Origin of the sequence: Pseudoprimorskyibacter insulae, assembly GCF_900302505.1 — a bacterium.
Taxonomy (GTDB): domain Bacteria; phylum Pseudomonadota; class Alphaproteobacteria; order Rhodobacterales; family Rhodobacteraceae; genus Pseudoprimorskyibacter; species Pseudoprimorskyibacter insulae.
The window spans coordinates 18,903-45,098 of sequence record NZ_OMOJ01000006.1 but is presented as its reverse complement, the minus strand read 5'-3'; the positions used below and the strand labels follow the sequence as shown (position 1 = coordinate 45,098).

25 protein-coding genes are annotated in these 26,196 nt (G+C 60.9%); 16 read left to right on the top strand and 9 right to left on the bottom strand.

Features of this window, described 5'->3' with window-relative positions:
• The first annotated feature begins 12 nt into the window (after positions 1-12).
• Positions 13-2,253, top strand: coding sequence for a phosphoenolpyruvate--protein phosphotransferase (gene ptsP, locus PRI8871_RS13920; RefSeq protein ID WP_108886848.1), 2,241 nt, complete (start codon positions 13-15; stop codon positions 2,251-2,253).
• Between the two features lie 134 nt (positions 2,254-2,387).
• Here ptsP and PRI8871_RS13915 read toward each other — a convergent pair whose 3' ends face one another.
• Together PRI8871_RS13915 and PRI8871_RS13910 are read right to left on the bottom strand one after the other, a co-directional pair.
• Positions 2,388-3,137, bottom strand: a complete 750-nt coding sequence (locus PRI8871_RS13915) for an EcsC family protein (RefSeq protein ID WP_108886847.1) — start codon at positions 3,135-3,137, stop codon at positions 2,388-2,390.
• 42 nt (positions 3,138-3,179) lie between these two features.
• Complete coding sequence (locus tag PRI8871_RS13910; protein ID WP_108886953.1) at positions 3,180-3,665, bottom strand: GNAT family N-acetyltransferase; 486 nt, start codon at positions 3,663-3,665, stop codon at positions 3,180-3,182.
• A 72-nt stretch (positions 3,666-3,737) separates the two neighbouring features.
• Here PRI8871_RS13910 and PRI8871_RS13905 point away from each other — a divergent pair, with 72 nt between their 5' ends.
• Both PRI8871_RS13905 and PRI8871_RS13900 read left to right on the top strand, forming a co-directional pair.
• Positions 3,738-4,343, top strand: coding sequence for a flavin reductase family protein (locus PRI8871_RS13905; protein WP_181389472.1), 606 nt, complete (start codon positions 3,738-3,740; stop codon positions 4,341-4,343).
• 107 nt (positions 4,344-4,450) lie between these two features.
• The gene (locus PRI8871_RS13900; RefSeq protein WP_108886845.1) at positions 4,451-5,095 is read left to right on the top strand and encodes a CatB-related O-acetyltransferase; all 645 of its coding nucleotides are present in this window, start codon (positions 4,451-4,453) and stop codon (positions 5,093-5,095) included.
• A gap of 95 nt (positions 5,096-5,190) precedes the next feature.
• Here PRI8871_RS13900 and PRI8871_RS13895 read toward each other — a convergent pair whose 3' ends face one another.
• Entirely contained in the window at positions 5,191-6,807 is a 1,617-nt protein-coding gene (locus PRI8871_RS13895) for a SulP family inorganic anion transporter (protein ID WP_108886844.1), read from the bottom strand.
• Positions 6,808-6,977: 170 nt separating this feature from the next.
• Between PRI8871_RS13895 and PRI8871_RS13890 the strand changes: the two genes are divergently transcribed.
• The 3 genes from PRI8871_RS13890 (at position 6,978) to PRI8871_RS13880 (ending at position 9,129) form a co-directional block, all read left to right on the top strand.
• A complete protein-coding gene (locus tag PRI8871_RS13890) occupies positions 6,978-7,853 on the top strand; it encodes an S-methyl-5'-thioadenosine phosphorylase (RefSeq protein ID WP_108886843.1) in 876 nt (291 codons plus the stop codon).
• A gap of 109 nt (positions 7,854-7,962) precedes the next feature.
• The gene (locus PRI8871_RS13885; RefSeq protein ID WP_108886842.1) at positions 7,963-8,586 is read left to right on the top strand and encodes a LysE family translocator; all 624 of its coding nucleotides are present in this window, start codon (positions 7,963-7,965) and stop codon (positions 8,584-8,586) included.
• 9 nt (positions 8,587-8,595) lie between these two features.
• Positions 8,596-9,129 carry an adenine phosphoribosyltransferase gene (locus PRI8871_RS13880; protein ID WP_108886841.1) on the top strand — a complete coding sequence of 178 codons (534 nt, stop codon included), beginning with the start codon at positions 8,596-8,598 and terminating at the stop codon, positions 9,127-9,129.
• 52 nt (positions 9,130-9,181) lie between these two features.
• Here the strand turns inward: PRI8871_RS13880 and PRI8871_RS13875 are convergent, their stop codons facing one another.
• From PRI8871_RS13875 to tldD, 5 genes are all read right to left on the bottom strand, one after another.
• Positions 9,182-9,808, bottom strand: a complete 627-nt coding sequence (locus tag PRI8871_RS13875; RefSeq protein WP_108886840.1) for a CoA transferase subunit B — start codon at positions 9,806-9,808, stop codon at positions 9,182-9,184.
• Positions 9,808-10,512, bottom strand: a complete 705-nt coding sequence (locus PRI8871_RS13870) for a CoA transferase subunit A (RefSeq protein ID WP_108886839.1) — start codon at positions 10,510-10,512, stop codon at positions 9,808-9,810. Before PRI8871_RS13870 ends, PRI8871_RS13875 begins: the two co-directional genes overlap by 1 nt.
• A 253-nt stretch (positions 10,513-10,765) precedes the next feature.
• Positions 10,766-13,345 carry a type I DNA topoisomerase gene (topA, locus tag PRI8871_RS13865; protein ID WP_108886838.1) on the bottom strand — a complete coding sequence of 860 codons (2,580 nt, stop codon included), beginning with the start codon at positions 13,343-13,345 and terminating at the stop codon, positions 10,766-10,768.
• A gap of 161 nt (positions 13,346-13,506) precedes the next feature.
• Positions 13,507-14,649 (bottom strand): DNA-processing protein DprA, encoded by a 1,143-nt coding sequence (gene dprA / locus PRI8871_RS13860; protein ID WP_108886837.1) that lies wholly within the window; start codon positions 14,647-14,649, stop codon positions 13,507-13,509.
• Positions 14,650-14,741: 92 nt separating this feature from the next.
• Positions 14,742-16,163 (bottom strand): metalloprotease TldD, encoded by a 1,422-nt coding sequence (gene tldD, locus PRI8871_RS13855; RefSeq protein WP_108886836.1) that lies wholly within the window; start codon positions 16,161-16,163, stop codon positions 14,742-14,744.
• A 187-nt stretch (positions 16,164-16,350) separates the two neighbouring features.
• Here tldD and coxB point away from each other — a divergent pair, with 187 nt between their 5' ends.
• From coxB to PRI8871_RS13810, 10 genes are all read left to right on the top strand, one after another.
• Entirely contained in the window at positions 16,351-17,220 is an 870-nt protein-coding gene (gene coxB, locus PRI8871_RS13850) for a cytochrome c oxidase subunit II (protein ID WP_108886835.1), read from the top strand.
• A gap of 85 nt (positions 17,221-17,305) precedes the next feature.
• Positions 17,306-18,244, top strand: coding sequence for a heme o synthase (cyoE, locus tag PRI8871_RS13845; RefSeq protein ID WP_108886834.1), 939 nt, complete (start codon positions 17,306-17,308; stop codon positions 18,242-18,244).
• Position 18,245: 1 nt separating this feature from the next.
• Positions 18,246-18,413, top strand: a complete 168-nt coding sequence (locus PRI8871_RS19630; protein WP_181389471.1) for a cytochrome c oxidase system small membrane protein — start codon at positions 18,246-18,248, stop codon at positions 18,411-18,413.
• Entirely contained in the window at positions 18,413-18,991 is a 579-nt protein-coding gene (locus PRI8871_RS13840; protein ID WP_108886833.1) for a cytochrome c oxidase assembly protein, read from the top strand. Before PRI8871_RS19630 ends, PRI8871_RS13840 begins: the two co-directional genes overlap by 1 nt.
• Before the next feature lie 26 nt (positions 18,992-19,017).
• Positions 19,018-19,854 (top strand): cytochrome c oxidase subunit 3, encoded by an 837-nt coding sequence (locus PRI8871_RS13835; protein WP_108886832.1) that lies wholly within the window; start codon positions 19,018-19,020, stop codon positions 19,852-19,854.
• Between the two features lie 125 nt (positions 19,855-19,979).
• Complete coding sequence (locus PRI8871_RS13830; protein ID WP_108886831.1) at positions 19,980-20,654, top strand: SURF1 family protein; 675 nt, start codon at positions 19,980-19,982, stop codon at positions 20,652-20,654.
• A 5-nt stretch (positions 20,655-20,659) separates the two neighbouring features.
• A complete protein-coding gene (gene thrC / locus PRI8871_RS13825; RefSeq protein ID WP_108886830.1) occupies positions 20,660-22,048 on the top strand; it encodes a threonine synthase in 1,389 nt (462 codons plus the stop codon).
• Positions 22,045-23,307 carry a M16 family metallopeptidase gene (locus PRI8871_RS13820; RefSeq protein WP_108886829.1) on the top strand — a complete coding sequence of 421 codons (1,263 nt, stop codon included), beginning with the start codon at positions 22,045-22,047 and terminating at the stop codon, positions 23,305-23,307. Before thrC ends, PRI8871_RS13820 begins: the two co-directional genes overlap by 4 nt.
• Complete coding sequence (locus PRI8871_RS13815; protein ID WP_108886828.1) at positions 23,307-23,903, top strand: GNAT family N-acetyltransferase; 597 nt, start codon at positions 23,307-23,309, stop codon at positions 23,901-23,903. The genes PRI8871_RS13820 and PRI8871_RS13815 overlap by 1 nt, the downstream gene beginning before the upstream one ends.
• A 25-nt stretch (positions 23,904-23,928) precedes the next feature.
• The gene (locus PRI8871_RS13810; protein WP_108886827.1) at positions 23,929-25,344 is read left to right on the top strand and encodes an FAD-binding oxidoreductase; all 1,416 of its coding nucleotides are present in this window, start codon (positions 23,929-23,931) and stop codon (positions 25,342-25,344) included.
• Here the strand turns inward: PRI8871_RS13810 and PRI8871_RS13805 are convergent.
• The gene (locus PRI8871_RS13805) at positions 25,341-26,150 is read right to left on the bottom strand and encodes a lytic transglycosylase domain-containing protein (RefSeq protein WP_108886952.1); all 810 of its coding nucleotides are present in this window, start codon (positions 26,148-26,150) and stop codon (positions 25,341-25,343) included. The two genes, PRI8871_RS13810 and PRI8871_RS13805, sit on opposite strands and share 4 nt — an antisense overlap.
• Between the last annotated feature and the right edge of the window lie 46 nt (positions 26,151-26,196).

Sequence of the window (26,196 nt, the reverse complement as noted above, 5' to 3'; positions counted from 1 at the left end):
CGGGGCATGGTTATGACTGAATCCTTGGAATCGGAAAGCCGCAAGCTGCTCGGTCGTCTGCGTGACACGATGGCCGAGAACGCGGCCGGTCAGGCGCGATTGGATAAAATCACGCATCTGACCGCCGATTCCATGGGCACCGAAGTGTGCTCGATCTACCTATTCCGCGACGACGAAACGCTGGAACTGTGCGCAACGCAGGGCCTGAATGCCGCTGCTGTGCACCAAACGCGGATGAAGCTGGGCGAAGGTCTGGTGGGCCGCGTGGCCCGAACCGGCAAGATCGTCAACACCGCCGACGCCCCATCCGAACGCGGCTTCCGTTACATGCCGGAAACCGGCGAAGAGGTGTTTTCCTCGTTCCTTGGTGTCCCCATCCAGCGGCTTGGCGAAAAGCTGGGCGTTCTGATCGTCCAGTCACGAACCGCCCGCCAGTTCACCGCCGACGAAGTCTACGCACTGGAAGTGGTGGCGATGGTTCTGGCCGAAATGGCCGAACTTGGCGCTTTTGTCGGCGAAGGCGCCGCCTTGACCGCCCGCCACACCCGCCCTGCCCTACTGCGTGGCAGCACCGGGCAAGAAGGCACCGCCGAAGGCCATGTCTGGCTACACGAACCCCGCGTCGTGGTTACCAACCCCGTTGCCGATGATCCGCACCGCGAGTTGGAACGGCTGCATCAAGCCGTCGAAGAACTGCGCGTCAGCGTGGACGAGCTTTTGGCAGATACATCCGACACCGAACAAATGCAGGTGCTGGAGGCGTACCGGATGTTCGCCAACTCCAAAGGTTGGCTGCGCCGGATGGAGGAAGACATATCGCGCGGGTTGTCCGCCGAAGCCGCCGTTGAAAAAGAACAATCCGCCGCCCGTGCCCGCATGAGCCAGGTCGCCGACGCGTATCTGCGCGAACGGCTTCAGGACTTGGACGATCTGTCGAACCGCTTGCTGCGCATTCTGACCGGCCAAGGCAAGGAAACCGGCGCGGCCATGCCAGATGACCCGATCCTTGTGGCCCGCAACATCGGCCCCGGCGAATTGCTGGAATATGGCCGCAAACTGCGCGGTGTCATCCTTGAGGAAGGCTCGGTCGGCAGTCACGCGGCCATTGTGGCGCGCGCCCTGGCGATCCCCTTGGTGGTCAATGTCGAGCGGATCACGGTAGATGCGCTGAACGGCGACCATGTGATGGTCGATGGCGATCAGGGCGTTGTGCATCTGCGCCCCGATGAATCGGTCGTGGCGGCCTTCCGCGATAAAATCGCGATGCAGGCGCAAGCGCAGGAACGCTATGCCTCGATCCGGCACACGCCTTGCGTCACCGATTGCGGCAAAACGATTTCGCTGTTGATGAACGCCGGCCTGATGGCTGACCTGCCCTCGCTCGAAGGGTCGGGCGCCGAAGGCGTGGGCCTGTTCCGCACCGAATTGCAGTTCCTGATCCGCAACCAAATGCCCAAGCGGACCGAGCTGGTGACGCTTTACAAGCGCGTTCTGGACGCCGCGCAGGACAAGCGCGTGGTGTTCCGCACGCTTGATATCGGGTCGGACAAAGTGCTGCCCTATATGAAACCGCAAGAAGAGCCGAACCCCGCCCTTGGCTGGCGCGCGATCCGCGTCGGGCTTGATAAACCCGGCGTGTTGCGGATGCAGTTGCAGGCGTTGTTGCGGGCCGCCGCTGGCAAATCGCTGTCGGTGATGTTCCCGTTCATCGCCCAATACGAAGAATTCACCCAAGCGCGGCTTGAAATGGACAAGGCCGTCGCTCGCGAAGAACGCCTTGGCCATGAACTGCCGACGAATATCGAAATCGGCGCGATGCTGGAAACGCCGTCCTTGGCCTTTGCCTCCAAGCGGTTCTTCGAAGAGGTGCAGTTCCTGTCCATCGGCGGCAACGACCTAAAACAGTTCTTCTTTGCGGCAGACCGGGAAAACGAACGGGTGCGCCGCCGCTATGACACATTGAACGTCAGTTTTCTGACCTTTCTTGAAGGCATCGTCGCCCGCTGCCGTGAAAGCGGCACGCGCCTGTCCTTCTGCGGGGAAGACGCGGGCCGCCCGATCGAAGCGATGTGCCTTGCCGCCATCGGGATCGACACCTTGTCGATGCGCCCGGCCTCAATCGGGCCGGTCAAGCATTTGCTGATGCGCACCAACATCGACGAGGTAAAAGCCGTGATCGACCGCGCCCGCGATGCAGGCGATCAATCCGTCCGCCCGGCCATTATGGAATATCTTCGCGACCGGGCGGTGTAAGCTGGGGCCACCGGGCCATTCTGGCCCGCAGGTCTGCGTGTTTCACGCCTTGTCAGGTACAGCCCCAATGCAGGTGCAGGGTTCCCCCGCGCCGGTCACTTTGGCCGATTAACCTTAATGCCCGGTTACCAAACTCAAAGCGCTGTCATCGCCTGCGCCAGCAACTGGCGCATCTGTTCAGGCTGAAGGCCGCGACGCCGTCCCAGATCCAGCAGCCCGAAATGTACATGGGCGATTTCCTGATAATAGCTGGTATAGGCGAAATTCGTCGCAGCCCCCGTCGCCGCCCCAATCACCGGCAGCGTCTGCGCCGCCAACTTTTGCCCCAGAACCGCAGCAAGGCGCGGCGCAACGCGGGCAATCGCGGCATGCATCGTCGCCCCGGTCAGGGTCACTCGCGCCGCCAAAAAAGCCATATCTGCCCCGTCATCCGCCGCCAAAGGCCCGGCCGAGGAAAACACCGCAAGGCATTCTTTCTGAATGGCTTCTGTTTGCGGATCAAACCCATAATCCGCCGCGACACCCTGAATGATGCGCAGCAGAACGGTCGTGGTCACCGGCAGTTCCACCAAGGCCGAAGGCAGCCCCCCCGCCCCGCCAGCGGCCCCCATGGCGGTGGTCATCGCGACGTTCAGCCAACTGCGCTGATCGGGTACCACGCTGCGGCTACGGGAGGCCGCCCGCAGCGCCGTGGTCAACGCCTGTTCGGTGGCACTCTCCAGCCGATCCTTGACCGCATCCGGCAGCCGCTCCAGCAGGTTTTCGGCCTGCCCGCCCACAAGGTTCAGCACCTGCATTCCCACGCCGCCCGCCTTGCGATAGCGCCGCGCCAGCAAAATCAAATCCTGATCGGTTTCCGGGTCGATGGTCACAAGCTCTGTCATAGCGCCCCCTTTCCCATCAGATGGGAGGTGCCGCAGACCCTGTCAAGAAAAGCGTTTGACCTTTCCGCGCACGCCTTGCCACGCGCCGGGCTGCAACTCCAACCCCAAGACCCGGTCCGGGTTCGTTGGCGGCGGCATCTTCACGCCGTCCAGCTTTTCAAAGCCGAACCTTTTGTAATACGGGTAATCGCCCACCAGAAGAACGCGCCCCCAATCGGCCGCCGCCTCTTGCAGGCTGTCACGGATCAAGGCCGCCGCCAGCCCTTCGCCCTGCGCCGTGGGGTGAACGGCAACCGGCCCCAACAACAAAACTGGCTTGCGATTGACCCGAACCGGCCAATACCGGATCGCCCCGCCCAAGATCCCGGACTCGTCATCGCGGGCAACGCGCGACAGATTGGCCACCGGGGGCACGTCGTCGCGCAAACGATAAGATGACAGAGCCGTCCGTCCGGGCGCAAAGCACAAATCATACAGCGCTTCGACTTCCCACCAATCGGCCTCGGTTTCCCTCTTTAGTGTGAACAACAACCTGCCCCGTGCATTTCGTTCCTATCCGGCCTATCACGTAGAAAAACCATGGGCAAACAGGAGCTTTCAGTGTTCTACAAACCCGAAGACGGCCACGGCCTGCCACACAACCCGTTCAACGCCATCGTGACGCCACGTCCAATTGGCTGGATTTCGACCCGTGGCAGCGATGGATCAGACAATCTTGCCCCCTATTCCTTCTTCAACGCTGTGGCCTATGTGCCGCCGCAGGTGATGTTCTCTTCGACCTCGGCCAAGGATGACCGCGGCGATACCAAGGACAGCGTTGCGAATATCCGCGACACGAGCGTGTTCTGCGTCAATATCGTCGATGCCGATATGATCGACGCGATGAACGTGACCTCAGGCCCATGGGACAAGGCAACGGATGAATTCACCAAGGCCGATCTGGCGCGCGCTGAATGTGACACAATCGCCTGTTCGCGCGTCGCCGCCGCCCCGGCCAGTCTTGAATGCAAACTGACGCAGATCCTTCAACTGCCGGGCGAGGCCAATTTTGTCGTCTTCGGCGAAGTCACCGGGATCCATATGCGCGACGATTGCATCCGCGATGGCCGGTTCGACATCACCGCCTTCAAATTGCTCACCCGTTTGGGCTATCGCGATTATGCCGTGGTCACAGACCCGTTTGAGCTGATGCGCCCCGGCGATTGACTTGACCCAAAGCGCCGCTGCCCCCACCTTAAGGGGGCAGCTGACGGAGGGCGTGATGGACCAGCACCTGTAACCGATCCCAAACCTCAGATCCTACAGGAGGCGTCATGCCCTATCCCTTGCCCGATGCAGCAGGCCTGCATCCCATCACCCTGCCCGATGGGTCGACCCATCTTGGAACCGTGCACCTGAACCGCGCCATTCAGCACCCAAGGCTGTCCATTGGCGATTACACCTATGCGTCGGATTTCGACCCGCCCCAGGATTGGGCCGCGCGTCTGTTCCCCTATCTGTTCCCCTTCTCTCAGGAACAGGTCACAATCGGTAGATTCTGCCAAATCGCTCATGGCGTGCGGGTCCTGACCTCCTCGGCCAATCACCAAGCCGATGGCATCAGCACCTACCCCTTCGCCGTGATGTCGCCCGGCACCATGCCCGGCTATCAACCCGACACCCGTGACACCGTCATCGGCAACGATGTCTGGCTCGGCTATGGCGCGATCATTGCGCCCGGCGCATGTATCGGCAACGGCGTGATCGTCGGCGCGGGCGCCGTGGTGCGCGGCCATATCCCCGATTACGCCATTATCACCGGCAACCCGGCCCAAATCCACAAGATGCGCTTTGACAACCCCACAATTGCCCGGCTTAACGCGCTGGCATGGTGGGACTGGCCGCCCGAATGGATCGCCGAGGCCGCCCCTCACCTCGAAACCGCCGACCTCAAAAAACTAGAGGCGCTGGCCCCCTAAAGCCCGCGCCCCTGCTATTTTCTGACCCGAAATATCCCGGGGTCCGGGGCAGAGCCCCGGCGGAACGGGGGCCGCAGGCCCCCGTTCCCATTCTATCAATGTCCGCCCAAAATCCCGGTGCGCACGCCGTAGCTCACCGCGACCTCGTAATCGGGATCATCATCGCTATCGACAATCAGATGGCCCGCCTTGGTCAGCAGCTTGTGACAATCGCGGCTCAGATGACGCAATTGCAATTGCTTGCCAACGGCCTGGTACTTGGCCGCCACGGCCTCAATCGCCTGCAAGGCCGATTGATCCACCACACGGCTATCGGCAAAATCGACGATCACCAGCGACGGATCGCTCTCAATCTGGAACATCTCGGAAAAGCCATCGGAGGATCCAAAGAACAGCGGCCCTTGCACCTGATAAACCCGCGCGCCTTCCGGCGTGTCATAGGTCTTGGCGTGAATGCGCCGCGCGTTGTTCCAAGCATAGGCCAGCGCCGAGACAATCACGCCCACGACCACCGCCACCGCAAGGTCTTCCATCACAGTCACAACGGTCACCAGCAAGATCACGAAAGCGTCCATCAAGGGCACTTTGCGCAGGATGGTCAGCGAGTTCCAGGCGAATGTCCCGATCACCACCATGAACATCACGCCCACCAATGCAGCCAACGGGATCATCTCGATCAAGGGCGAGGCGAACAGGATAAAGCTCAGCAAAAACAGCGCCGCCGCGATCCCCGCAATCCGCGTCCGGCCACCGGATTTCACGTTGATCATCGACTGGCCAATCATCGCGCAGCCGCCCATGCCGCCAAAGAACCCGGTCACCACATTGGCAATCCCTTGCGCGACACATTCTTGGCTGGCCCCGCCACGCTTGCCGGTGATCTCACCCACAAGGTTCAGGGTCAAAAGGCTCTCGATCAGGCCAATCGCCGCCAGAATAACCGCATAGGGCAGGATGATCTCCAGCGTTTCAAGGTTCAGCGGCACCATCGGAATGTGGAACGGCGGCAGCCCCCCCTGGATCGAGGCCATATCGCCCACGCGCGGCACATCAATGCCAAAGCCAATCACCAGCGCGGCCACAATGCCAATCCCGGCCAAAGGCGCCGGGATAAATCGCGTCACGCGCGGCATGCCCCAGATGATGCCCATGGTCAGCACCACAAGCCCCAGCATGGTGTAAAGCGGTGCGCCAGTCAGCCACTCGCCGCCCCCCGGCACATCGGCCGTGCCCGGCACTTTGAACTGCGACATCTGCGCCAAAAAGATCACGATCGCCAGACCATTCACAAAGCCCAGCATCACCGGATGCGGCACAAGGCGGATGAACTTGCCCCACTGCATTACCCCGGCAAAGACCTGCAAAATGCCCATCAAGACAACGGTGGCAAACAGGTACTCAACCCCGTGTTCGGCCACCAAGGCCACCATCACCACGGCCAAGGCCCCCGTCGCCCCCGAGATCATCCCCGGACGGCCGCCGATCAGGGCGGTGATCAAACCAATCAAGAACGCAGCATAAAGGCCAACCAGCGGGTGAACCCCCGCCACAAAGGCAAATGCCACGGCTTCAGGCACCAAGGCCAAAGCCACGGTCAGCCCCGACAGCAATTCAATCCGCAGACGGCTTGGCGTCAGTTTCTCGTCGGGCAGAAGGCTTAGATCGGGCAAAGCTAGTCGATTGGCGAAGCTCGCCAAGATGGCTCGTTTCATATCGGATCCTTTTAGGGAAAGTGTTCGCGCTATCGCCCTGCTCTACTGCACCGCCGCGCAAAAGGCCACCACTTGCGGTGCCACAGTCAATTTCACCGCGTCAATCGTGCAGGGCCGTTGCGCAGACGCACGCAGGCAGGCACAAGTATCGCAACAAATAGGAGGCATGCATGACCAAAACCATGATCGGCATTATCGGCGGCTCGGGCCTGTATGAGATCGACGGGCTGAAGGATGCCCAGTGGCAAAGCGTCGAAACGCCCTGGGGCGCCCCGTCGGACCAAATCCTGACCGGCGTTTTGAATGGCGTGCCAATGGCATTCCTGCCCCGTCACGGGCGCGGCCATGTGCATTCGCCCTCAACCGTGCCCTACCGCGCGAATATCGACGCGCTGAAACGGCTGGGCGTGACCGATGTAATCGCCATCAGTGCTTGCGGCTCCTTCCGCGAAGACATGGCCCCCGGTGATTTCGTGGTGGTGGATCAGTTCATCGACCGCACCTTCGCGCGGGAAAAATCCTTCTTCGGCACCGGCTGCGTCGCCCATGTCAGCGTCGCACACCCCACCTGCCCCCGTCTTGGTGCGGCTTGCCTTGAGGCTGGGCGCGATGCCGGGATCACCATGCACAATGGCGGCACCTATCTGGCGATGGAAGGCCCGCAGTTTTCCACCCTCGCCGAATCCAAGATGTACCGCGAAAGCTGGGGCTGCGACGTGATCGGCATGACCAATATGCCCGAGGCGAAATTGGCCCGCGAGGCCGAGCTTTGCTACGCCTCGGTCGCGATGATCACCGATTACGACAGCTGGCACCCCGACCACGGCGAGGTCGACGTGACCGAGATCATCAAAACCCTGATGGGCAATGCAGACAAAGGCCGCGCCTTGGTCTCTCGTCTCCCCGCTCTGCTTGGCACTGATCGCGACCCCTGCCCGCATGGCTGCGATCGCGCCTTGGAATACGCCATCCTGACCGCCCCCGACAAACGCGACCCGGCCCTGCTGGCCAAGCTGGATGCCATCGCAGGCCGCATTCTGTCCTAACGCGGCCCTGATCGCGCCGCCCTTCCCCCTTTCATCTTTCTCATAAATACTCAAAAAAAAATCCCCCCATTTACACCGCCCCGCGGCGTTCCTCACGAAAGATCACCCCATGACGCTAGACCTCTGGATTCCCTTTAGCCTCGCCAGCATCGCCCTCCTTCTGATCCCCGGCCCTACGGTCCTGCTGGTTCTCAGCTATGCCCTGTCCAAGGGCCGTTCCGTCGCAATGGCCTCGGCACTGGGGGTGGCAACCGGCGACTTTGTCGCCATGACCCTGTCGCTGCTGGGGCTTGGGGCGCTGGTGATGACCTCGGCGACCCTATTCATGGCGCTGAAATGGATCGGGGCCGCCTATCTGATCTACATGGGCGTCAAGCTGATCCGTTCGGCCCCGACCAAGGGCCTTAGCGTGCCGAAACGCGAAGTGACCGCACGCGGGGTCTATGGCCACGCGGTTGTCGTGACCGCGCTCAACCCCAAGTCCATCGCCTTTTTTATCGCCTTCGTGCCGCAGTTCGTGCAGCACGATGCGCCGCTGTTCCCGCAATTTGCCACTCTGATCGTCACCTTCGTCACCCTTGCGACCCTGAACGCGCTGGCTTATGCGCTGGCCGCCGACCGTTTGCGCCGTGTGATCGCCAAGCCTATCGCCATTGCGTGGATCACCCGCATTGGTGGGGCTGCTTTGATCGCCATGGGGGCGCTGACAGCCACGTTGCGCCGCGCCACCTAAGGACAAGCCATGACCAAGACCGTACAAGACTATATCCGCACCATCCCCGACTTTCCCCATGAAGGGATCATGTTCCGCGATGTGACCACGCTTTTTGCGGATCCGCGCGGGTTTCGCATGGCGATTGACCAATTGCTGCACCCCTATGCGGGTGTGCGGTTTGACAAGGTCGTGGGGCTAGAGGCACGCGGCTTTATCCTTGGCGGCGCGGTTGCGCACCAACTTAGCGCGGGCTTTGTGCCCGTCCGCAAGAAAGGCAAACTGCCGGGCAAGACCATCAGCCAGAAATATTCGCTCGAATATGGCGAGGCCGAGGTCGAATTGCATGACGACGCCATTCAGCCGGGCGAACGGGTGTTGATCGTTGACGATCTTCTGGCCACCGGCGGCACCGCCGAGGCGGGCATCAAACTGGTCGAACAACTGGGCGGCGAAATCATCGGCTGCGCCTTTATCGTCGATCTGCCCGAACTTGGCGGCCGTGCGCGGCTAGAGGCGATGGGTTTCGACATCCACGTCCTGTGCCAATACGACGGGCTGTAACGAAAAAGGGGGCCGCGTGGCCCCCCAAATCTTTTGTTGGTCGATCCGAAGATTAAACCAGCGTCGCCTCAGTCGCGGCGCGGAATTCTTCCTCGGTCACACCATCGGCCAGTTCCACCAGCTTCAAGCCGCCTTCGACCACGTCCATCACACCAAGGTTGGTGATGATGCGGTCAACCACAGCCTGACCGGTCAGCGGCAGGGTGCATTCCTTCAGCACTTTGGATTCGCCATGCTTGTTGGTGTGGTCCATCACAACAACCACGCGGCCAACACCGGCCACCAGATCCATTGCGCCGCCCATGCCTTTGACCAGCTTGCCGGGGATCATCCAGTTCGCCAGATCGCCGTTTTCAGCCACTTCCATCGCGCCCAGGATCGCCATGGCAATCTTGCCACCACGGATCATCGCAAAGGACTGTGCGCTATCGAAATAGGCCGAGTGCGGCAGTTCGGTGATGGTCTGCTTGCCTGCGTTGATCAGGTCTGCGTCCTCGTCGCCCTCATAGGGGAACGGGCCCATGCCCAGCATGCCGTTTTCCGACTGAAGCGTCACCGTGATCCCCTCGGGGATGTAGTTCGACACCAACGTCGGAATACCGATGCCAAGGTTCACATACCAACCGTCTTGCAGTTCTTGCGCGGCGCGGGCCGCCATTTGGTTACGATCCCAGGGCATTATGCATTCTCCCGCTTGCGGACGGTGCGCTGTTCGATACGCTTTTCGTGCGCACCTTTGATGATCCGGTGCACATAGATGCCCGGCAGGTGAATGTGATCAGGGTCGAGCGAACCCGCCGGAACGATCTCTTCCACTTCGACTACGCAGACCTTGCCGCAGGTCGCGGCGGGGGCGTTGAAGTTACGGGCGGTTTTGCGGAACACGAGGTTGCCGGTTTCGTCGGCTTTCCACGCTTTCACAATCGCCAGATCGGCAAACAGACCCTCTTCGAGGATATACGTCTGGCCGTTGAACTCTTTGTGCTCTTTGCCCTCGGCAATCACGGTGCCCACACCGGTTTTGGTGTAGAAGCCCGGAATGCCAGCGCCGCCGGCGCGCATACGTTCGGCCAGTGTGCCTTGGGGGTTGAATTCCAGCTCAAGCTCGCCCGACAGGTACTGACGCATGAATTCCGCGTTCTCACCCACATAGGACGAGATCATCTTTTTGACCTGCTTGGTCTGAAGCAGAATGCCGATCCCGAAATCGTCCACACCTGCGTTGTTCGACGCGAACGTCAGATCCTTGGTGCCTGCCTGCTTGATCGCCTCAAGCAGCAATTCGGGGATGCCGCACAAGCCAAAGCCGCCAGCGGCAATCAACATGCCGTCGTGCAGCAGGCCGTCCAGCGCTTCGGCCGCCGAGCCGTAAACCTTCTTCATGAAATCTCTCCTGATCCCTTGGATTGGCGGAGTTGTGCAGATTGCCGCAGGGGGAGTCAACGGAGATGCCGCATCGCGGCGCAGACGTTGGCGCTAACGTAAGCACGCCCGTTCTTTGCGGGCGAAATATCTATTTAAATTCATAAAGTTATATTGTTACAAACGGGGGATACGTAAAACTACGTATCCCGCCCTTTTCGGCCAGCCCTGCGATCCACATTGCGATACACTTGCACCACAATGCGAGAATCGCTTACGCGTCGGGCGCTTTCTTCTTGGCCGGTGCCTTTTTCTTGGCGGCGGTCTTCTTGGCCGCAGGCTTTTTCGCGGCGGCCTTTTTACCACCTGATTTGCCCGCCTTTTCCGCGATCAACGCAACCGCCATGTCCATGGTCACGTCTTTGGGTTCGGTGTCTTTGGGGATGGTCGCATTGACCTTGCCCCATTTGACATAGGCGCCGTAGCGTCCATCCAGAATATTGACCGGCCCGCCTTCGCTGGGATGTTCGCCCAATTCCACCAATGGCTTGGCGGAAGCCCCGCCACGACGCCCGCGCGGGTTAGCGCGCTTTTCGGCCAGCAATTCAACCGCGCGGTTCATGCCGATCTCAAACACGTCGTTCGGATCTTTGAGGTTGGCATAGACAGGCTTTTCCTCATCCGGCAGCTGGTGCATCAGATAGGGGCCAAAGCGGCCAAAGTTCGAACTGATCATCCCACCTTCGGGGTGATCGCCGATCTGGCGTGGCAGGCTTAGCAGAACCAGCGCCTTTTCCAGATCCATGTCATCCTTGGACCAGCCACGCGGCAAGGATGCCCGTGGCGGTTTCTTGTTCTCAGGCGTGGCTTCGCCGCGCTGGACATAGGGGCCGAAACGACCGGCTTTCAGCCAGATCTCATCGCCTTGATCATCGCCCAGAAGGCGTTCATCCCCATCCGCGCCTTCCCCGGCGATCGGGCGGGTGTAGGTGCATTCGGGGTAGTTGCCACAGCCGACAAACCCGCCTGTGCGCGAGGTTTTCAGATGAAGCTGCCCCGCCCCGCATTTCGGACAGGTGCGCGGGTCAGACCCATCTTCGCGCGGCGGATAAAGCTGCGGTGCCAGCGCCTCATCCAGCACATCAAGCACTTCGGTGATGCGCAATTCAGAGGTTTCGGAAATCGCGGCGCTGAAATCGCGCCAGAAGCGACCCAGCAATTCCTTATAGTCAGACTCGCCCGCCGAGACGTGATCAAGCTCATCCTCTAGCGCGGCGGTGAAATCATATTCCACATAGCGCTTAAAGAAGTTCAGCAGGAAAATCGTAACGATCCGGCCCTTATCTTCGGGGAACAGGCGGTTCTTGTCCTTGCGGACGTATTCGCGGTCCTGGATCGTGGTGATGACGCTTGCATAGGTCGACGGGCGGCCAATGCCCAGCTCTTCCATCTTTTTGACCAGCGTCGCCTCGGTATAACGGGGCGGCGGCTGAGTGAAATGCTGTTCGGGGGTGATGCCGCGCTTGTCGGCCTTTTCACCCTCCATCACCTGCGGCAGACGCTTGTCATCATCGTCCACCACATCGTCGCGGCCTTCTTCGTAGACGCGCAGGAACCCGTCAAACAACACGACCTGACCGGTGGCCCGCAGGCCGACCTGACCGTCTTTGCTGCCGATCTCAACCGTGGTCCGTTCCAGACGTGCGCCTTCCATCTGGCAGGCCAGCGTCCGCTTCCAGATCAGATCATAAAGCTTGCGCTGATCGTCTTCAGACAGCTTCAACGCGCCTGCGTCCTTGGTCATATCGGTCGGGCGAATACATTCGTGCGCTTCCTGCGCATTCTTCGCCTTGTTCTTATAAATCCGCGGGCTGGAAGGCACGTACTCCGCGCCAAACCGGTCCTTGATTGCATCGCGTGCTTCCGACACAGCCTCAGGCGCCATGTCGATGCCGTCGGTTCGCATATAGGTGATGTGCCCCGCCTCATAGAGACGCTGCGCGGCGTTCATACACTGACGTGCGCCCATACCGAATTTGCGGCTGGCCTCTTGTTGCAGGGTCGAGGTCATGAACGGCGCCGAGGGGTTGCGGCTGGCCGGTTTCGCCTCAACCGACTGAACGGTCAGATCGCGGCTTTTGATCGCCTGCACGGCCAGTTCGGCCTGCGTTTCATTCTCAAGGTCGTAGCGGTCCAGCTTTTTGCCCGCCAGACTGACCATTCGCGCCTCATATTCTTGGCCGCGCGGGGTGCCCAGCAGCGCCTTGACCGACCAGTATTCGCGGGCTTTAAACGCCTCGATTTCCATCTCGCGCTCAACGATCAAGCGCAGGCAGACCGACTGCACCCGGCCCGCCGACCGTGCGCCCGGCAGTTTGCGCCACAACACGGGGCTGAGGTTGAACCCCACCAGATAATCGAGCGCGCGGCGCGCCAGATAGGCATCAACCAGCGGCACGTCGATATCACGTGGGTTCTGCATCGCTTCGGTCACGGCGGCCTTGGTGATGGCGTTGAACGTCACGCGTTTTACATCGGTGGTCTTCTTGATCGACCGGCGTTTGGTCAGCGCCTCTTTGAGATGCCAGGAAATCGCCTCGCCTTCGCGATCAGGGTCAGTTGCCAGGATCAGCGTGTCGTCGTCTTTCAACGCGTCGGCAATGGCTTTGACATGTTTGCGGCTGTCGTTCGCCACTTCCCAAGTCATCTCAAAATCATGTTCCGTATCAACGGATCCGTCTTTCGGCGGCAGGTCACGGACATGGCCATAGGAAGCCAGAACCGTGTAATCGGACCCCAGATATTTGTTGATTGTCTTGGCTTTGGCCGGGGATTCGACAACGACGACGGGCATTCGTGGCACACCTCTGGGAAACAAATTGCTTTGGCGTATGGCGGCGCAAAATGTGGTGTGCAAGGGGGAAATGTCAATCTGCTTGATGCCGCACAGGGAAAATGACGCCCAAAATCATCACAACGGCGCGAAAATGATCGCCCGTTTTCGGCCTGTTGCGCCTATCCCGCCCGCGCCACCAAACCGCCGGCCATTCGAGTGATCTGACCGTCCAGTTCGAGCGATGTCAGCGCCGGGGCGACGTCATCGGCACGCTGACCCAAGTCGCGCAACAGCTGATCCTCGGACAGCGGCGAAGGGCCAAGCCGATCCAGGATCTGGCGGTGCAAGGCCGCAGTTTCACGCAGGTTGCGCTGCGGGCGCACTGGATCGGGGTCAGGCAACGGCAATTCGTCTTGTTGCTGCGGCGCGATGGGCAACAGCGCCTCAATCACGTCTTCGGCCCCGCGCACCAGTCTGGCGCCATCGCGGATTAGCATATTGCAGCCGCCTGCGCGGGCATCAAAGGGATGGCCCGGAACCGCCAGCACATCGCGCCCCTGATCCAAAGCGCATCGCGCGGTGATAAGCGAGCCAGACCGCGCCGCCGCCTCAACCACGACCAAGGCCTGCGACAGGCCGGAAATGATGCGATTGCGGATGGGAAAGTGCCGCGCTTGCGGTTGCAATCCAATGGCCTGCTCAGACAATCGCAGCCCCTGCGCCGCGATTTCATCGGTCAAGGGTGCGTTTTCCTGCGGATAGATCACATCGACCCCGCCCGCCTGCACAGCGATGGTGCCTGTGTCCAACGCGCCGCGATGGGCCGCCGCATCAATGCCCCGCGCCAGACCTGACACCACGACATAGCCCGCCTGCCCAAGATCCGCCGCCAGTTTGCGGGCCATGCGCGTGCCCAGAGACGATGCGTTTCGCGCCCCGACCAAGGCGATCATCGGCTTTTGCAGCAGCGACAGATCACCGAGTGCCCAGAAGAACGGCGGCGCATCGGGCACATCATTCAACGCCGCAGGATAATCCGCCTGCCCGCGAAAAACCAAACGCGCCCCAGCGCGGTGCCCGTCTTCATATTCACGCCGCGCCGAGGCCAGCGAACAGGGTTTGTAGTCTTTCACCCCTGCCCCGCTGGCCACGACCGGCAAGGCCGACAGCGCGGCATCCGCGCTGCCATGTTCGGCCATGAGACGATAAAACGTCGATATACCAACACGGTACGAGCGCAAGAGACGGAGCCACGAAATGCGAACATCTTCCGTGGTGGGTGGGAGTAGGGGGTGAGTGGAAGAAAAATTGTCCTCGGTCATCGTGGCCCCGCCTGCTTGCTGAGAACAGGTGTAGACCGCACTCGGTTAACGGAGAGTAAACCGCGGCCGGGGCTGTCAACCTTTTTTCACCTTTATACTTGCGCCCCGCCAACTGTCAGCCCGCCGATCAAGGTTGTCGGCTGACCGACCCCCACAGGCACCCACTGCCCGGCCTTGCCGCAGTTGCCCATACCGGGATCAAGCTGCATGTCATTGGCCAGCGCCTTGACCTGATTGAGCGCCTGCGCACCGTCACCGATCAAGGTAGCCCCTTTGACCGGGGCTTCGATCTTGCCGTTCTTCACGCGGTACGCCTCGGTGCAGGAAAAGACGAACTTGCCGTTGGTGATATCCACCTGCCCGCCGCCAAAGCCCACAGCGTAAATCCCGTCGCGCAGGTCGCCCAGCAATTCTTCGGGCGTGGCATTGCCGCCCATCATGTATGTGTTGGTCATGCGCGGCATAGGAATATGCGCATAGCTTTCCCGCCGCCCGTTGCCCGTAGGCTCCACACCCATAAGGCGCGCATTCTGGCGATCTTGCATGAAGCCAACCAAAATGCCGTCTTCAATCAGGACGTTCTTGCCCGAAGGCGTGCCTTCATCATCGACCGTGATCGAGCCGCGGCGATCCGGGATCGTGCCATCATCCAACACGGTCACGCCTTTCGCGGCCACCTGCTTGCCCAGCAATCCGGCAAACGCAGAGGAGCCTTTGCGATTGAAATCACCTTCCAGCCCGTGGCCCACAGCCTCATGGAGCAAGATACCGGGCCAACCCGGCCCCATCACCACATCCATCACGCCTGCAGGGGCGGGAACGGCGTCAAGGTTCACCAGCGCGATGCGCAGCGCTTCCCGCGCTTTGGCCTGCCAATCCTGCGGATCAAGCAAACCGTCAAGGCTCACCCGGCCACCGCCGCCCGCATTCCCAGATTCCCGGCGACCATCCTGTTCGACGATCACGCCCACATTGACCCGCGTCATCGGGCGGGTATCGGACACAAGCGTGCCGTCGGCCCGCAGGATCACCACCTCTTGCAACGACGCCGCAATGGTCGCCGTCACCTGAACGACCCGGCGATCCAGATCACGCAGGAAGGCGTCGATCTCACGCAGGGTTTCGACCTTCACGGGAAAGGCATGACCCGAGATCGGATCGGCGTCTGTATATAGTCGTGTGTTCGTCGCCTTGGGCGCGGGGGCCATCACGCCGCCGCCATCGCCAACTGCCAGTCGCGCGGTATCGGCTGCACGGCGAATAGACGCCTCGGATATCTCGGTGGAATGGGCGTAACCGGCCACCTCGCCTTTCACGGCCCGCAGGCCGAATCCTTCGGACGCGTCGTAACTGGCGGTCCGAATCCGGCCATCATCGAAGCTCAGAACCTCGGATCGGCGGCGTTCCAGAAACAACTCTCCGTCCTCGGCCCCATCAAGGGTCTGCCGAAGCAGACGCTGGGTCGCATCACGATCAAGCGTGGTTTCAAAGGGCTGAAAGATGGTCTCCGACATGGGAACTCCGATTTTTTTTGATCTAAATCAAAGAAAGCGTCCGTTTGCCGCAAGCAACTTTCTTTATCTGTCCAGCAGAATATGATTTTAAGCGGCGACAATACAATGGGAGGGCGCCGCGAATCCGGCCTGATTCTGCGGCCTCCCACCCGACACAACGACGAACTCGAACCTACCAGGGTGACACATGCGACTGACTTCCATGCTCACGGGCCTTCTGAGTGCCTTCATCGCGGCTCCGGCCATGGCGCAAGAAGGGCTTGAAATCATCGGCAAGCCCACACCGGGCAAGCTGGGCTTCCAGCCCGCCGCCACCGAACTTGCACGCGACCTCCAGTGGCTGGATGGCATGCTCAACGTGATCATCGGCGCGATTGTCGTGTTCGTTGTTGCGCTGATCGCTGTTATCATCGTCCGCTACAACCGCAAGGCAAACCCGACCCCGGCGACCTTCACCCACAACACCCCGATCGAAGTGGCATGGACCATCATCCCGATCGTGATTCTGGTGTTCATCGGTGCCTTCTCGCTTCCGGTTCTGTTTAAGCAGCAGGAAATTCCCGAAGGCGACATCACCATCAAGGTGACCGGCTATCAGTGGTACTGGGGCTATGAATATGTGGACGCAGGCGCAGAAGGCGTTGAACCTTCGGCCATCGCATTCGACAGCTTCCTGCTGCCGCGCGAAGAACTGGCTGACCACGGCTACACCGACGATCTGTATCTGCTGGCCACCGACACCGCCGTTGTCGTGCCTGTTGGCAAGACCGTTGTGATGCAGGTGACCGGTGCCGACGTGATCCACGCCTGGACCATCCCGGCCTTCGGCGTGAAGCAAGACGCCGTTCCCGGCCGTCTGGCGGAACTGTGGTTCAGCGCAGAAAAAGAAGGCGTCTACTTCGGCCAGTGCTCGGAACTGTGCGGCAAGGACCACGCCTACATGCCGATCACTGTGAAGGTTGTCTCGGAAGAGGCATATCAGCAGTGGCTGGTTGGCGCGCTGGAAGAATATGCAGGCATCACCACCGCCCTGCCCTACCAGATCGCTTCCAAGTAATCGAACGCAGGCGGGGGCTCTCCTCGCCTGACCACTCAATGATGTAAGGCGGGGATATCCCCGCCTTTGGCACCCCGGAAGATCCATGACCGATACCAGCATCAACGCCCAAAGCCAGACCGGCGAAGCGCAGTTCGGCGATTATTTCGCCCTTCTGAAGCCGCGCGTCATGACGCTTGTCGTGTTCACTGCCCTTGTCGGCCTTCTGGCGGCGCCGGTGCCTGTGCACCCGTTTATCGGGGCCTGCGCCATTCTGTTTATTGCCGTTGGCGGCGGCGCCTCGGGCGCGCTGAACATGTGGTACGACAGCGATATCGACGCTGTGATGCGCCGCACCCAGAAACGCCCCATCCCCGCTGGCAAAGTGACCCGCGATGAGGCGTTCGCCATCGGGATCACCCTGTCGGTCTTTGCCTGCGTGTTCCTTGGTCTGGCGACCAACTGGTTCGCGGGCGGCCTGCTGGCCTTCACCATCTTCTTCTATGTTGTCATCTACACGATGTGGCTCAAGCGTTGGACGCCGCAGAACATCGTGATCGGCGGCGCCGCCGGGGCCTTCCCCCCGATGATCGGCTGGGCCGCGGCAACTGGCGGTGTCAGCGTTGAATCCGTGCTGATGTTCTGCCTGACCTTCATGTGGACCCCGCCGCATTTCTGGGCCCTCGCCCTGTTCATGCGCAACGACTATGACAACGCCCAAGTGCCGATGCTGACCGTGACCCACGGCCGCCGCGCGACCCGCGTTCATATCCTTGTCTACACCATCCTGCTGGCCATTCTGGCCGTGGGCACCGCCTTCACCGCTGTCGGTGGCCCGGTTTATCTGGCCGTGGCTGTTGTGCTGAACGCTCTTTTCGTCAAAGGCGCGATCCAGATCGTGCGCCGCAACGAAGACATGAGCGAGGCCGACAATTTCGCCGCTGAACGCAAGTTCTTCAAACTGTCGCTTCTGTTCCTGTTTGCCCATTTCGGCGCAATTCTGGTCGAAGCGCTTCTGCGCCAATTTGGCATGGGTGGTTGGTAACATGAGCTTTCAGCCCGAACACGAACTGCACAAGCGCCGTTTTGGCCGCAATCTGGGCCTAGGTCTGGTGCTGGCCGCCTTTGTGGCGATTGTTTTTGGCATGACCATGGTTAAGCTGACCCGTGGCGGCCTTGGGCCGAAGCCTGCAACGCAGGAGGCTGGTCAGTAATGGCTATGGACGGCAAAACCAAAACACTGGCCCAAACGCTGGGTGTCGTTGTTGTGATGGGCGGGCTGGCTTGGGCCTCTGTTCCGTTCTACGACTGGTTCTGCCGTGTCACCGGGTTTGGCGGCGCCACAGGCGTTGCCGAAGCGGGCAGCGATGTCATCCTGGACCAGACGATCACCATCAAATTCGACGCCTCCAAAGAACGCGGCATGCCATGGGAATTCAAACCCGTGCAGCGCGAAATGGAGATGCGGATCGGTGTAACCGGTCTGGCCTTCTATGAGGCATATAATCCGACCGACAAACCCGTCGCCGGACAGGCCGCATATAATGTCACCCCCTATGACGCGGGTGGCTTCTTCAACAAGATCGAGTGCTTCTGCTTTACTGAGCAGGTGCTTCAGCCTGGCGAACGGGTGCAAATGCCCGTCAGCTTTTTCGTTGACCCCGAGATCGTCAACGACCGCGATGCGAAATACGCAAAGCACATCACCCTGTCTTACACCTTCTACCAGATTGACTTGCCCGAGGACTATCAGGCATCGCTGGAGACGGATGAGACCAAGACTTTGAACTAACGCCTGCCAACGAGGGAACTTGACACATGGCGCATGCGAAGAACCACGACTATCACATTCTGACCCCCTCGGTATGGCCCTTCCTGGGGGCCCTTGCCGGTTTCCTGATGCTGGTGGGTGCCGTTGCTTGGATGACAGGGGGCATTAGCACCCTGTTCGGGGCAATTCACATCTCTGGCCCCTGGCTGTTCCTGATCGGCTTTGTTGGCGTTCTGTACGTCATGTTCGGCTGGTGGTCGGACGTTGTTGCTGAATCGCGCGTTGGCGACCACACCCCGGTTGTCCGCATCGGTCTGCGCTACGGCTTCATCCTGTTCATCATGTCGGAAATCATGTTCTTTGCCGCATGGTTCTGGAGCTTCTTCAAGCACGCCATCTATCCGATGGGCCCGCTGAGCCCCGGCGTCGATGGCGTTTGGCCGCCCGCAGGGATCGAGCTGTTCGACCCGTGGCACCTGCCGCTGATCAACACGCTGATCCTGCTCTGCTCGGGCGCCGCTGCCACTTGGGCACACCACGCGCTGGTTCACGAAGACAACCGTGAAGACATGAAGTGGGGCCTGATCATTGCCATCGCATTGGGCGTCCTGTTCACCTTCTTCCAGGCGTATGAATACAGCCACGCAGCCTTCGGCTTCTCGGGCAACATCTACGGTGCGAACTTCTTCATGGCGACCGGCTTCCACGGCTTCCACGTTCTCGTCGGCACCATCTTCCTGTTCGTCTGCCTGATCCGCTTGCTCAAGGGTCACTTCACCCCCGAGAAGCACATCGGCTTCGAAGCAGCGGCCTGGTACTGGCACTTCGTTGACGTTGTATGGCTGTTCCTCTTTGCAGCCGTCTACATCTGGGGCGGTCAGTAAGATCCTCTGAATTGATTGAAACGCGCGGGCCTTTGCCCGCGCGTTTTCTTTTGGCGCATTGGCAGTTGAAACCCGGTGCCTGTCGGGCGTAAACGGTTGGCGCAATTCCAACGGATACCGCCTTCGTGAAACGGATAATCGCTACGATCCTTTTTGGCCTGCTCGGAACCGCGGTTCTGATCTCGCTTGGCGTTTGGCAGGTTCAGCGCCTTGCGTGGAAACAGGGCGTACTGTCCGAGATTGACGCTACGATCAACGGCGCACCGATCCCCCTGCCCCAATCGCCAACGCCTGAGGCGAACCGCTATGCCCCCGTCGCCCTGTCCGGGCAGATCCTGCCGGGCGAGGTGTTTGTACTGGTCTCTACCCGCGATCAGGGCGCGGGCTATCGTGTCATCGCGCCGTTTGAAACCGGGGGCCGCCGCATCCTGCTCGACCGTGGCTATATCCGGCTTGAGGCAAAGGACAGTGCCCGCCAGATCGGCGCGTCCACCGTGTCGGCCAACCTTCACTGGCCCGACGACCGAAATAGCTCCACCCCGGTCAATGACATCGCCGCGAACATCTGGTTCGCACGCGATCTGACCGATCTGGCCGCGACGCTGGGCACCGAACCTGTGCTGATCGTCGCCCGAAGCGAAACCCCATCCGATCCGGGCATCCTGCCGATTCCCGTTGACCCCTCGAATATCCGTAACGATCACCTCAGCTATGCCATTCAATGGTTCCTGCTGGCAGTGGTCTGGATTCTTATGTTTGGTGCCTTTATCTGGCGCATGCGCAAACCGAAGGAGGCTTAAGGCCGATGAAATACGTATCCACCCGTGGACAAGCACCGGTTCTGACCTTCGAAGAGGCCATGCTGTCGGGTCTTGCCCGTGATGGCGGCCTGTATGTGCCTGAAACCATCCCTCAGATGAGCGCCGATGACATTCGCTCACTGAATGGCCTGTCCTATGAGGAAATCGCCTTCCGCGTGATGCGCCCTTATGTGGGGGATGGCTTCACCGATGAGGTCTTCGCCGACCTGATCGCCAAAGCCTATGCCGGGTTCGGCCATGGTGTCCGTGCGCCGCTGGTGCAACTGGCCCCGAACCACTTCCTGCTAGAGTTGTTCCACGGCCCAACACTGGCCTTCAAAGACTTCGCGATGCAACTGATCGGCCAGCTGTTCCAAGAGGCGCTTGAGCGTCGCGGCGAGCGTGTGACCATCGTGGGCGCGACCTCGGGCGATACCGGGTCTGCGGCGATTGAGGCGTTCAAGGGCCTTGATAACGTCGACGTCTTTATCCTGTTCCCGCATGGCCGCGTGTCCGAAGTTCAGCGCCGCCAGATGACAACCCCGTCCGAAAGCAACGTGCACGCGCTGGCGATGGATGGGCATTTCGACGATTGTCAGGCCCGCCTGAAAGATATGTTCAACGATTTTGAGTTCCGCGACGGCGTCCGACTTGCTGGTGTGAACTCGATCAACTGGGCGCGCGTTCTGGCGCAGGTGGTCTATTACTTCTCGTCGGCCGTGTCGCTGGGCGCGCCGGACCGCAAGGTTAGCTTCACCGTGCCCACCGGCAACTTCGGTGACATTTTCGCAGGCTACATCGCTAAGAAAATGGGCCTGCCGATTGACCGTTTGGTCGTGGCCACCAACCAGAACGACATTTTGCACCGCTGCCTGACCGGCGGCGCCTATCAAACGTCTGAGGTTCACCCCTCGATCAGCCCGTCGATGGACATTCAGGTATCGTCGAACTTTGAACGCGCCCTGTTTGATGCCTATGGCCGCGACGGCGGGGCCGTGTCCCAATTGATGGACGAACTCAAGCAAGGCGGGTTCAACGTCAGCCAAGGCGCGTTGCAAGCCCTGCGCGACCATTTCGACAGCGGCCGCGTCAGCGAAGACGAAACGCTTGAAATGATCCGCGCGGCCAACACTGGCATGGGTGAGCTGCTTTGCCCGCATTCCGCCGTTGGTGTGAAAGTGGCCGAAGACCTGCGCGATCCGGCAACCCCGATGATCACGCTGGCCACGGCGCACCCCGCCAAATTCCCTGACGCGGTGGAAAAGGCCTCGGGCGTGCGTCCCCCTCTTCCCCATCGCATGGCTGATCTATATGAGCGTTCGGAACGCGTCACCCGTGTTGCCAATGATCTGGCCGCGCTGGAGACACTCATCAAGGAGCGTATCGCCAAGTGACCGTAAACCTGACCACCCTGCCCAATGGCTTCCGCATCGTGTCTGAACAGATGCCGGGTCTTCAATCCACATCCATCGGCGTATGGGTTACGGCAGGGGGACGGCACGAACGGCACGAACAGAACGGCATCGCGCATTTCCTTGAACATATGGCCTTCAAGGGGACCACGACCCGCAGCGCGCTGCAAATCGCCGAGGCGATTGAGGATGTGGGCGGCTATATCAACGCCTACACCTCGCGCGAGGTGACGGCCTATTACGCCCGCATGTTGGCCAACGATCTGCCGCTGGCATTGGACGTGGTGGCGGATATCCTGCGCAACCCGGTCTTTGACCCGCATGAGATCGAGGTCGAACGCCATGTGATTCTGCAAGAGATCGGCCAAGCGTTGGATACCCCCGATGACGTGGTATTCGATTGGCTGCAAGAACGCGCCTACCCCGATCAGGCCTTGGGCCGGACCATTCTGGGCGAAGCGGACCGCGTAAAAACCTTTGGCCAGTCGGACCTTTCGGATTTCATCGACGAACATTATGGCCCGGATCAGATGATCCTGTCAGCGGCCGGAGCGGTCGATCATGACGCGATCGTCAAAATGGCCGAACGCCTGTTTGGCGATATGGTGCCGCGCGAGGCCAAGGCGCCGGACGCCGCCGTTTTCTCCGGTGGCGAAATGCGCCGCGATAAGGAACTGGAACAAGCGCATATGGCGCTGGCCTTCGAAAGCCCCGGCTATTGCGACCCAAAATTCTACACCGCGCAGATCTATTCGGTCGCACTGGGGGGTGGCATGTCCAGCCGGCTGTTCCAGGAAATCCGCGAAAAGCGCGGATTGTGCTATACGATCTTTGCACAGACCGGCGCCTATTCGGACACCGGCATGATGACCGTCTATGCTGGCACCGGGGCCGAGGATCTGGCCGATCTGACGACCCTGACCATCGACGAAATGAAACGCGCCGCCGAAGACATGACCCCTGCCGAAGTCGCCCGCGCCCGCGCGCAGATGAAGGCAGGTCTGCTGATGGGGCTGGAAAGCCCGTCCAACCGCGCCGAACGTCTGGCCCGCATGGTGCAGATCTGGGGCGAGGTGCCGCCGCTCGAAGATACGATTTCCAAGATCGACAGCGTGACCACCGGCGATGTGCGTGATTTTGCAGAACATATCGTTACCACCGCACCGGCGGCGATGGCGCTTTATGGCCCCGTGGCTTCGGCTCCGGCCTTTGCCGACCTGCAGGCACGCCGGGTGGCCTGATGCTTCTGGCACGGCGCAAGTTTCGACTAGAGACCGAGCGCCTGACGCTGCGTGCCCCGCAGCACGGAGACTTTAACGAATGGTCGGCCCTGCGCCGCGAGAGCGCGCCGTTCCTCACCCCGTGGGAGCCGACCTGGGCCAATGACCACCTTAGCCGCAAGGGCTTTACCAACCGGGTCTATTGGGCCAACCGGTCGATTGCGTCGGGCACCGCGCTGCCGCTGTTTCTGATCCGCCGTCAGGATGAACGCCTGCTTGGGGCCATCACGCTCGACAACATCCGCCGCGGGCCTGCGCAGGCCGGAACGCTGGGCTATTGGATCGGCGAAATCCATGCCCGACAAGGCTATATGCGCGAAGCCATCGCAGGCATGGTGCACCATGCTTTCCTGAAGATGGAACTCAGCCGGATTGAGGCCGCCTGCCTGCCCGAGAATGTCCCGTCGCGTGGTTTGCTGGAACGGTCTGGCTTTAAATACGAAGGCGTGGCCCAAAGCTATTTGCAGATCAACGGGCGTTGGCGCACACATGTCTTATACGCGGCCATTCGCGCCGACAGGCGCGGTCGCAGCGATGCCGGTCTGGATTACGCCTGATCGCGCACCTGACCGGGAGGACAGCATGACACCTAAGCCCGCCGACGCCGATTTTATCGCGCGCCTGACCAAAGACCTTCCAGCCGGAACCCTGCGCCCTGCCGATCCGCGCTATCTGGAAGAACCGCGCGGCAAATGGACCGGCCAGCCGACCTATGTGGCCCTGCCGCGCAGCACCGCCGAAGTATCCACCATCGTGGCCGCCTGTCATGCCGCGCATGTGCCGGTGATGCCCTATGCAGGCGGTACTGGTCTGGTTGGCGGCCAGATTTCGCAATCCGGCCCCGCACCGCTGATCCTGTCGCTGGAACGGATGACGGCCATTCGCGCGGTCTACCCGGCAGAAAACGTTCTGGTCGCCGAAGCGGGCGCCATCCTGACCGACGTCCAAGCCGCCGCTGACGAGGCGAACCGCCTGTTCCCGCTGTCGCTGGCCTCCGAAGGCAGTGCGCGGATCGGCGGGCTGCTTGGCACCAACGCGGGCGGGGTCAACGTGCTGCGCTATGGCAATGCGCGGGATTTGTGCTTGGGGCTTGAGGCAGTTCTGCCCGATGGCCAGATCTGGAACGGGCTGAAGCGCCTGCGCAAAGACAACACCGGCTACGATCTGCGCAATTTGTTGATTGGGTCCGAGGGGACTTTGGGCGTCATCACCGCCGCAACGCTAAAGCTGTCGCCGCGCCCGGCCCGGACTGCAACCGCTTTGATGGTGGTGGAAGGCCCGCAATCGGCGGTCGATTTGCTGTCGCATGCCCGCGACATCGCTGGCGAGGCCGTCAGCGCCTTTGAACTGATCGACGGGACCGGCCTGCGCTTTCTGGCGGCCACATTGCCGGACATCCGCCTGCCATTTGCCGATGCGCCCAACTGGGTGGTGTTGATCGAACTGGGGGTCTCGGCGCAGCTGGACCCGAACGCCATGCTGGAAACCCTGTTTGAAACCGGGATGGAGGCGGGGCTGGTCAGCGATGGCCTGATTGCCCAATCGCAAGCGCAGCGCGATGAATTCTGGTCCGTACGCGAACATATCCCCGAAGCCAACAAGCGCGTCGGCGCGATTTCATCGCAGGATATTTCCGTTCCGATCAGCCTTGTGCCCGCCTTCATCGAAGAAGGGTTTAAGCGCATGGCTGAATTCGGCCCGATGCGGATCAACAGCTTTGGCCACCTTGGCGACGGCAACTTGCATTTCAACATCTTCGCCCCGGAAGGCCAGACCAAGGAAGACTACACGGACCAGTCCGAAGCGATCCGCCTCGCCTTGCATGATCTGGTGCATGAAATGGACGGATCGATCAGCGCCGAACACGGGATCGGGCGGCTCAAGGTGAAAGATCTGGAGATCTATGGCGATCCGGTCAAACTGGCGGCGATGCGGCAGATCAAGCAAGCGCTTGATCCGCACGGCATCATGAACCCCGGCGCGGTGCTGCGGGCCTAGTGGTCCATCCGGCGAAAGACACAGCCATCTGAGACAAGTTCGGGCGGGGTCATGCACAGGCCCCGCGCCACGGAAAACGCCGCCAACACCTTGGGCACGTAATCGCGCGTTTCGGCAAAGGGCGGCACGCCGCCGTGATTGGCGATGCTGTTTTCCCCGGCGTTGTATCCTGCCAGAACCAAGATCGGGTCGCCCTGAAACTTCTCCATCAGGAAATCGAGAAACTTGACCCCGCCCGATATGTTCTGCGCGGCGTCAAAGCTATCCTCGACCCCAAAGCGCGTGGCGGTCGCGGGCATCAACTGCATCAACCCCTGCGCCCCTGCCCCGCTTTGCGCATCCACAGCGCCGCCGCTTTCAACCGAGATCACGGCCAAGGCCAACGCGGGCGAAACCTTGGTGCCGATCGACGACTTTAGAATATCGACGCCATGCCGTTGCGCGATGTCTTGCAGCGCCTGCAAGCGCGGGGCTGCCACGCCCTTGCCGCTTGGCGGTGCGTTCAGATGGTTCAGCGCAGGTTCCAGCCGCCCCGGCCCGGTATCCGCCAGCGCTGGGGACACCGTTTGCCAAAACCAATCGTACCGCGCCGAGGCCCCGCCACCGGGGGCCTCAGCCAAGGGCGCAGAAGGTGCGGCGGGTTTCACGGCTGCGACGGGTTCGATCTGAACGGTGATCCGCTTTTTGGCGGTCTTGCTGGGCGGTTTCACCCGCTTGGCGCTAAAGTCAGGAAAGGGTTTTGGCCCTTCGGCCAGAATCGGTGCGGCACAAAACGCACAAAGGGCTGCGGCGGCGGCCAAGGTCATGAATTTTGGCATCTGCTCTGCCTCTGTTTTATTGGCGACACTATCG